The following is a 7,348-nucleotide window of genomic DNA, read 5'->3' on the forward strand; positions in this document are numbered from 1 at the left end:
GCCCTCGCACCGGTCGGCGGGCCCGGGGCCGCGGGGAATCTGCGGGCCCGGCTGACGAGCTTCGTCGGGCGGGACGGGGACATCCGCGGCATCCTCGACGAACTCGGGCGGGCGCGGCTCGTCACGCTGCTCGGGGCCGGGGGCGCCGGGAAGACACGGCTGTCGCAGGAGGCCGCCGAGCGCGGGGCCGGTCGGTGGCCCGACGGCGTATGGCTGGCCGAACTCGCGCCGGTGGCCGACCCCGACGCCGTACCCGAGGCCGTGCTCACCGCGCTCGGGGCGCGGGAGACCGTGCTGCGGGGCGCCGGCGCCGAGGAGCTGCGGGCCGCCGAGCCGCACGGCAACGACCCGCTCGTACGGCTCGCCGAGCACTGCGCGCCCCGCCGTATGCTCCTGCTCCTCGACAACTGCGAGCACGTCGTCACCGCCGCCGCCCGCCTCGCCGAGCACCTCCTGGAGCGCTGCCCCGGCCTCACCGTCCTCGCCACCAGCCGCGAACCCCTCGCCGTGCCCGGCGAGACCGTGCGGCCCGTCGAACCGCTGCCCGCCCCCATGGCGCTGCGGCTGCTGTGGGAGCGGGGCGCGGCCGCCCGCCCCGGGTTCACCACCGACGACGACCCCGACGCCTGCGCCGAGATCTGCCGCCGCCTCGACGGACTGCCCCTCGCCATCGAACTCGCCGCCGCCCGCCTCCGCGCCCTCACCCCCCGCCAGCTCGCCGACCGGCTCGACGACCGTTTCCGGCTGCTCGGCTCCGGCGCCCGCACCGCCCTGCCCCGCCAGCAGACCCTCCGCGCCGTCGTCGACTGGTCCTGGGACCTCCTCGACGACCGCGAACGCGCCGTCCTGCGCCGCCTGTCCGTCTTCTCCGGCGGCTGCGCACTCGACGCCGCCGAAGCCGTGTGCGCCGAACCCGACACGCTCGGCCTGCTCGGCTCCCTCGTCGACAAGTCGCTCGTCGTCGCCTCGCCCCTGGAGGACGGCGCCATGCGCTACCGCCTCCTGGAGACCGTCGCGGAGTACGCCGCCGAGCGCCTCGACCAGTCCGGGGAGCGTGCCGCCACCGAGCACCGCCACCTCGTCCACTACCGCGAACTCGCCCGCACCACCGACCCGTTGCTGCGCGGCGCCGGACAGCGCGCCGCACTCGGCCTGTTCCGGCGCGAGTACGAGAACCTCCGCGCCGCACTGCGCCGCGCCGTCGCCGCCCGCGACGAGCACGAGGTGCTCTGCCTCGTCCTGTCCCTGACCTGGTACTGGCAGATGCGCGACCTGCGCACCGACGCCCGCCACTGGGCCGACGCCGCCGCCGCGCTCGGCCCCGACCCGTACGCCCCGCCCGTCGCCCCCGCCCCGCCGCTCACCGAACGCTGCACCGACGCGCCGCCCCCGATGAGCGACGACCTGCTGCGGGAGGCCCGGCGCCAGATCCGGCTCGTCCGGCTGGCCAACACGCACCACCACGAGCCGGTCGACCGGGCTGTGGAGGGCCGCGCCCCACTGGACCGGATCTCCGAGGCGTACCGCCCCGGGCTGCCCCAGACATGCCGCCTTCCCGGCATCCTGTGGCTCTTCGCCGTGATCGTCACCGGCGAGGGAGCCCGGCTGCACGCGCTGCTCGACACCACTGTCGCCACCGCCCGCCGCCTGGGCCACGACTGGGACCTCGCCCACGCCCTCCAGTGGCGCGCCGGCATCCTCGCCAACCACGCCTCCCTCGCCGCCGAGTCCGTCCGGGACGCCGACGAGTGCCTGGAGATCTTCCTGCGCCTCGGCGACTCCTACGGTGCCGCCGAGGCACTCTCGGCACGCGGCGAGGCCCGTGAGCAGCGGGGCGAGTACGCGGGTGCCGCAGCCGACTACCAGGCCGCCGTCACCCACGCCGAACGCCTCGGCGCCCAGGCGCAGGTGTCCCTGCTGCGGGCGCGGTACGCCGCCGTGATCCCCGAACTCGGCCGGGGCGACGAGGCGGAGGCCATCCTGCGCGACGTGATCGCCCAGGGCCCGGGCGGCGGACACGAGGCGGTGCCCTTCGCCCGGCTCTACCTCTCCGTGCACCTGGGCCGCACCGGACGCACCGACGAGGCCCGCGCCGTGCTGCTGCGGCTGCGTGAGGAGTTCCGGCCCGAGACCGTCTTCTCGCTCCTCGACGGTTTCACGCTCGGCGGTCTCGCCTGGCTCGACAACCTCGACGGACAGCACGAGGACGCCCTTCGCCGGGCGGTCCGTGCGCTCAGGCGGACCCGGGAGCCGGTGTCCATGATGGTCGCCCCGCAGGTGTCCGTACTCCAACTGGTCACCGCCGCACGGGCGCTGACCGGCCTCGGAGGCGATCGGGAGGCCCGCCTGGCGGCGGTGCTGCTCGGGGCCGCCGACGCCGTGACGCCGCCGGGCCATGTGCCGTCCCCGCTGGAGCGGGAGAACCTGGAGGCGACCGTCACCGCCACCCGCACCGCCCTCGGCGTACGCGGCGCCGCCTACGACGCCGCGTACGCCGAGGGCGGCGGCCTCACCCTGGAGGAGGCCGCCGCCCTGCTCGAAGCGCTCTGCTCGAACAGGCCTGACGTCACGTCCGCCTGCGGAACCGCGCCACCGCCAGCGGCGCCGTGACCAGCGTGATGGCCGCCGCCCATGCGAGGGTCGCCCACACGGACGCGGCGACGGGACCGCCGTTGATCAGGTTCCGCACCGCGTCCGCCAGATTGGACAGCGGGTTGTAGTCGGTGAACGTCCGCAGCCACCCGGGCATCGACTCCGGCGGCGCGAAGATCGATGAACCGAACTGCAGCGGCATCAGCACGATCATCGCCACCCCCTGCACCGCCTGGGCGGTCTTCATCGACAGGCCCAGCAGCATGAAGATCCACATGAGGGACGCGCCGAAGACCAGCGACAGACCGACGGCCGCGAGCAGGGCCGGCACGGACGTCTTGATCTCCAGGCCCAGCAGGAAGCCCATCGCCAGCATGATGCCCGTGGCCACCACCATCCGGCCGATCTCCACGACGATCTTCGCGATCAGCACCGACGACCGCGCGATCGGCAGGGCACGGAACCGGTCCATGACCCCCTTCTGGACGTCCTCGTTCATGCCCGTGCCCACGGCCATGGCGATGTTGAGCCCCGACATCGCCATCAGGCCGGGAACCAGGTAGTTCACGTAGTCCGCCTGATTGCCCTTGCCGGAGATCGCCCCGCCGAAGACGTACACGAACAGCAGCGTGAAGACGACCGGCATGAACAGGACGTCGAACATCGACTCCGGGTTCTGCTTGATCTGGAGGGCGTTGCGCCGGCTCAGGGCGCCGATGTGCCGCAGATGGGCGCGCAGCCCGATCCGGCCCTCGCCACCGTCCGCGGCCGCTGCCGTCCCGACGGTCACGGCGCTCATGCGGCCACCTCCTGCGGGGTCGCGTCGGACGCGGACACCGTCGTCGCGCGCTCACCGGTGAGGGCCAGGAACACCTCGTCCAGGCTCGGCAGATGCGTGCCGATATGGGCGATGCCGTGGCCGCGCGCCGCCAGCAGGCCGATGACGGCGGTCAGTTGCTCGTCGCCGACGATCGGTACGTACAGCAGCCCCTCGTCCGGGACGACGGTGGCGCCCGCGAGGCCGGTCAGGCCCGACTCGGTGAGCGCCCGCGCCATCGCGGGCAGTTCGGCCGTGTCGACGGGGCGTACCTGGAGGGTGCGGCCGCCGACCTTCGCCTTCAGCGCGTCGATCTCGCCCCGGGCGATGACCCGGCCGCGGTCGACGACCGTCAGCTCGCTCGCCAACTGCTCGGCCTCCTCCATGTACTGGGTGGTGAGCAGCACGGTCGTCCCCTCGTCGACCATGCGCCGCACCTCGTCCCAGACCTCGTTGCGGGTGCGCGGATCCAGACCGGTCGTCGGCTCGTCGAGATACAGCACGGAGGGCCGGCCGATCATGGAGGCGGCCAGGTCGAGACGGCGCCGCATGCCGCCCGAGTACTGCGTGACGGGCCGCCGCGCGGCGTCGGTGAGCGAGAACCGCTCCAGCAGTTCGTCGGCGCGTGCCCGGGCCTCACGGCGGGGCAGGTCGAGCAGCCGCCCGATCATGTAGAGGTTCTCCCAGCCGGACAGCCGCTCGTCCACGGACGCGTACTGGCCGGTCAGGCCGATGGTGCGGCGCAGCTGCCGGGGCTGGCGCACCACGTCGTACCCGGCGACGGTGGCGGTCCCGGCGTCCGGGAGGATCAGGGTGGACAGGCAGCGGACCAGGGTCGTCTTGCCGGCGCCGTTCGGCCCGAGGACGCCCAGGACCGTGCCCTCGCGTACGTCGAGGCCCACTCCGTCCAGCGCCTTCGTCTCGCCGTAGTGCTTCACGAGGCCCCGTACCTCGACGGCGTTGGTGTCGGATCGTGTCATGTGCCCCAGGGGACCAGGGCCCACCGACAGACCACCGACAGACCACCGACAGGGCACCGACGAGGCAGCGACAACGCACCGACAGCCCGCCGATGGGGGAAGTCGGCGGGCTGTCGTCCGTGCCGCAGTGGCTAGTGGAAGGTGTGCTCCTCGGCGGGGAACGCCCCGCCCGCGACATCGTCGGCGAACGCCTGGGCGGCGTCGCCCAGCGTCCTGCGGAGGTCCGCGTACTGCTTGGTGAAGCGCGGCACCTTGCCGCCCGTGAGCCCGGCCATGTCCGTCCACACCAGGACCTGCGCGTCCGTGTCCGGGCCCGCGCCGATGCCGACGGTCGGGATGTGCAGCGACCGGGTGACCTCGGCGGCCAGCTCGGCCGGTACGAGCTCCAGGACGACCGCGAAGGCACCCGCGTCCTGCGCCGCCTTGGCGTCCCGCAGCAGCCGGTGCGCGTCCTCGTCGGCGCGGCCCTGCACCCGGTAGCCCATGGTGTTCACGGACTGCGGGGTCAGACCGAGGTGGGACATCACGGGGATACCGGCCTGGACCAGCATCTCCGTCTGGGGCAGCGAACGCTCGCCGCCCTCCAGCTTGACCGCGCCCACCCCGGACTCCTTGACCAGCCGGGTCGCCGAGCGCAGCGCCTGCACCGGGCCCTCCTGGTATGAGCCGAACGGCAGGTCGCCGACGACCAGGGCCCGCTTGGTGCCGCGTACGACGGCGGCGGACAGCAGGGCCATCTCGTCCAGTGTGACGGGGACGGTGGTGTCGTAGCCGAGGTGACAGTTGCCCATCGAGTCACCGACGAGCAGGACCGGGATGCCGGCCTCGTCGAAGACGGACGCGGTCATCGCGTCGTACGCGGTGAGCATCGGCCACTTCTCGCCGCGCTCCTTGGCCGCGGCGATGTCGTGGACGGTGATACGGCGCGTGCCCTTGCCGCCGTACAGCGCCTTGGGGTGCTTGGTGGCGGGCTCCCCGCTGCTGTCGCCGGACTGTTTCGGGGCAGGCTGAAGCGTCATGTGAAACGGCTCCTTCGTCATCTCGAGGCGCCCTGACGGCGTCCCCGGACCGCATCCATGGTGGCACTTCGTGCCGCGCGGGGGGAAGTACTGTCCTGGCCGCATCCGTCACGTTCGGCGCCCGGCGGGCTTCCGATACGGAACGGCGCCGTATCGGAACCCGTCCTACGCTGACCCCATGCCCCACGACCCCCCTCCGCCCCCGCCCCTTCCGCCCCCTCCGGCGCCGCGCCGCGTCCCGGAGGACGTCCACCGCCGCCGCTGGGCCGTCCTGGGCGTCCTGATGCTCAGCCTGTTGATCGTGGTGCTGAACAACTCGATCCTGAACGTCGCCGTCAAGACCATCGCGAGCCCCGCCCCCACCGGGATCGGCGCCACACAGGGCGAGCTGGAATGGGCGATCACCTCCTACGCGCTGGTCTTCGCGGGCCTGCTGTTCACGGCCGGCCTCGTCGGCGACCGGCTCGGGCGGCGCAGGGCGCTGCTGTTCGGCACCGTCGTCTTCGGCGTCGCGTCCGCGCTGGCCGCGCTGTCCGCGTCACCCGCCGAGCTGATCGCGCACCGGGCGCTGATGGGCTTCGGGGCGGCGTTCGTGATGCCCGCGACGCTCGCCGTCCTCATGAACGTCTTCGAGCGCGACGAGCAGCCGAAGGCCATCAGCATCTGGGTGGGGGCGGTCGGCCTGGCCATCGGCATCGGACCCGTCACGGGCGGGCTGCTCCTGGAGCACTTCTGGTGGGGATCGATCTTCCTGGTCAACGTCCCGATCGTGATCGTCCTGCTGGGCGCGACGCTGCTGCTGGTGCCCGAGTCGCGGGACCCGGCGCCCGGCCGGATCGACGCGGGCGGCGTACTGCTGTCGGTCGTGGGCCTCGTCCTGCTCGTGTACGGGATCATCCGGGGCGGCGAGCTGGCCGACTTCACGGCGCCGGGCGTGGTGCTGCCGGTGCTGGGGGGACTGCTGGTACTGGCCGGATTCGTTGTCCACGAACGGCGCACGGCCCATCCCGCGCTCGACATGTCGTACTTCCGGAACCCGGCGTTCTCGGCCGCCGTGGGCGGGATGGCGCTGGTCTTCTTCGCCCTGATGGGCGTGACGCTGTTCGCCGCGTTCTACCTGCAGAGCGTGCGGGGCTTCAGCCCGCTGGAGGCGGGGCTCGTCCTGCTGCCGATGGCGGTCACACAGCTCGCGTTCGCGTCGCGCTCGCGGCTGCTCGTCCAGCGGTTCGGCGGGCGCGCGGTGTGCACGGGCGGGCTGCTGCTGGTGGCGGCGTGCCTGGCCGCGTTCAGCGGGTTCGACGCGACGACACCCGTATGGGCCATCGAGGTGGTCCTCTTCGCGCAGGGCGTCGGGATGGCGCATGTGACGCCGCCGGTGACGGTGGCCGTGATGCAGGCGGTGCCCCGCGAGAAGGCCGGCTCGGGATCGGCGGTCAACAACACGTTCCGGCAGGTCGGCGGGGCCCTCGGGGTCGCCGTACTGGGCTCGGTGCTGTCCGCCGTGTACCGGCGGGGCATCGAGGGCGGTCTGGGCGCCCTGCCGCCGGAGGCCAGGGCGGCGGCGGGGGAGTCCGTCGAGGCGACCCTCGCCGCGGCGGAGCGGCTCGGCCCGGCGGGGCGGTCCCTCGTCGCCCCGGCCCATGCCGCGTTCCTCGACGCCCTGCACGTCACCGCCCTGTGCGCGGCGGGCGTCGCGGCGGTGGGGGCGGTGGTGGTCGCCGCGTTCCTGCCGGGCCCCGGGGCCCGGCACGGGCCCCCGGCCCACGCGGCCGAGGGGGGCCCGAGAGAATCACTGCGGCGGTAGGTGGTGTCTGTGCGGTGCTCTTTCCCCTATCCCGCCCCTTCCCGAATCGGGGGCTCCGCCCCCGAACCCCCGCATTTCAGCCCGTCTGGGGGTACCCCCTGCTCGAAGAGCTTGGGGGAGTTTGAGGACGAGCGCC

General features: G+C 73.6%; 5 protein-coding genes. 2 read left to right on the plus strand and 3 right to left on the minus strand.

Translation table 11 applies throughout. The features are described from left to right. Positions 1-2,610: AfsR family transcriptional regulator (locus HTZ82_RS31780; protein ID WP_217623865.1), on the plus strand; the 2,610-nt coding region annotated here is incomplete at its 5' end. On the opposite strand, the gene HTZ82_RS09940 is transcribed toward HTZ82_RS31780, so the two are convergent. From HTZ82_RS09940 to panB, 3 genes are all read right to left on the minus strand, one after another. Further along, positions 2,567-3,391 (minus strand): ABC transporter permease, encoded by an 825-nt coding sequence (locus tag HTZ82_RS09940; RefSeq protein WP_175408952.1) that lies wholly within the window; start codon positions 3,389-3,391, stop codon positions 2,567-2,569. The genes HTZ82_RS31780 and HTZ82_RS09940 overlap by 44 nt on opposite strands. Continuing rightward, positions 3,388-4,389, minus strand: coding sequence for an ATP-binding cassette domain-containing protein (locus HTZ82_RS09945; protein WP_175408953.1), 1,002 nt, complete (start codon positions 4,387-4,389; stop codon positions 3,388-3,390). Before HTZ82_RS09945 ends, HTZ82_RS09940 begins: the two co-directional genes overlap by 4 nt. 131 nt (positions 4,390-4,520) lie before the next feature. Further along, the gene (panB, locus tag HTZ82_RS09950) at positions 4,521-5,408 is read right to left on the minus strand and encodes a 3-methyl-2-oxobutanoate hydroxymethyltransferase (protein WP_175408954.1); all 888 of its coding nucleotides are present in this window, start codon (positions 5,406-5,408) and stop codon (positions 4,521-4,523) included. A 178-nt stretch (positions 5,409-5,586) separates the two neighbouring features. Here panB and HTZ82_RS09955 point away from each other — a divergent pair, with 178 nt between their 5' ends. Further along, positions 5,587-7,212 (plus strand): MFS transporter, encoded by a 1,626-nt coding sequence (locus HTZ82_RS09955; RefSeq protein ID WP_175408955.1) that lies wholly within the window; start codon positions 5,587-5,589, stop codon positions 7,210-7,212. Positions 7,213-7,348 lie beyond the last annotated feature (136 nt).

The sequence above is a fragment of the Streptomyces sp. TRM64462 genome, from assembly GCF_013362995.1.
GTDB lineage: Bacteria > Actinomycetota > Actinomycetes > Streptomycetales > Streptomycetaceae > Streptomyces.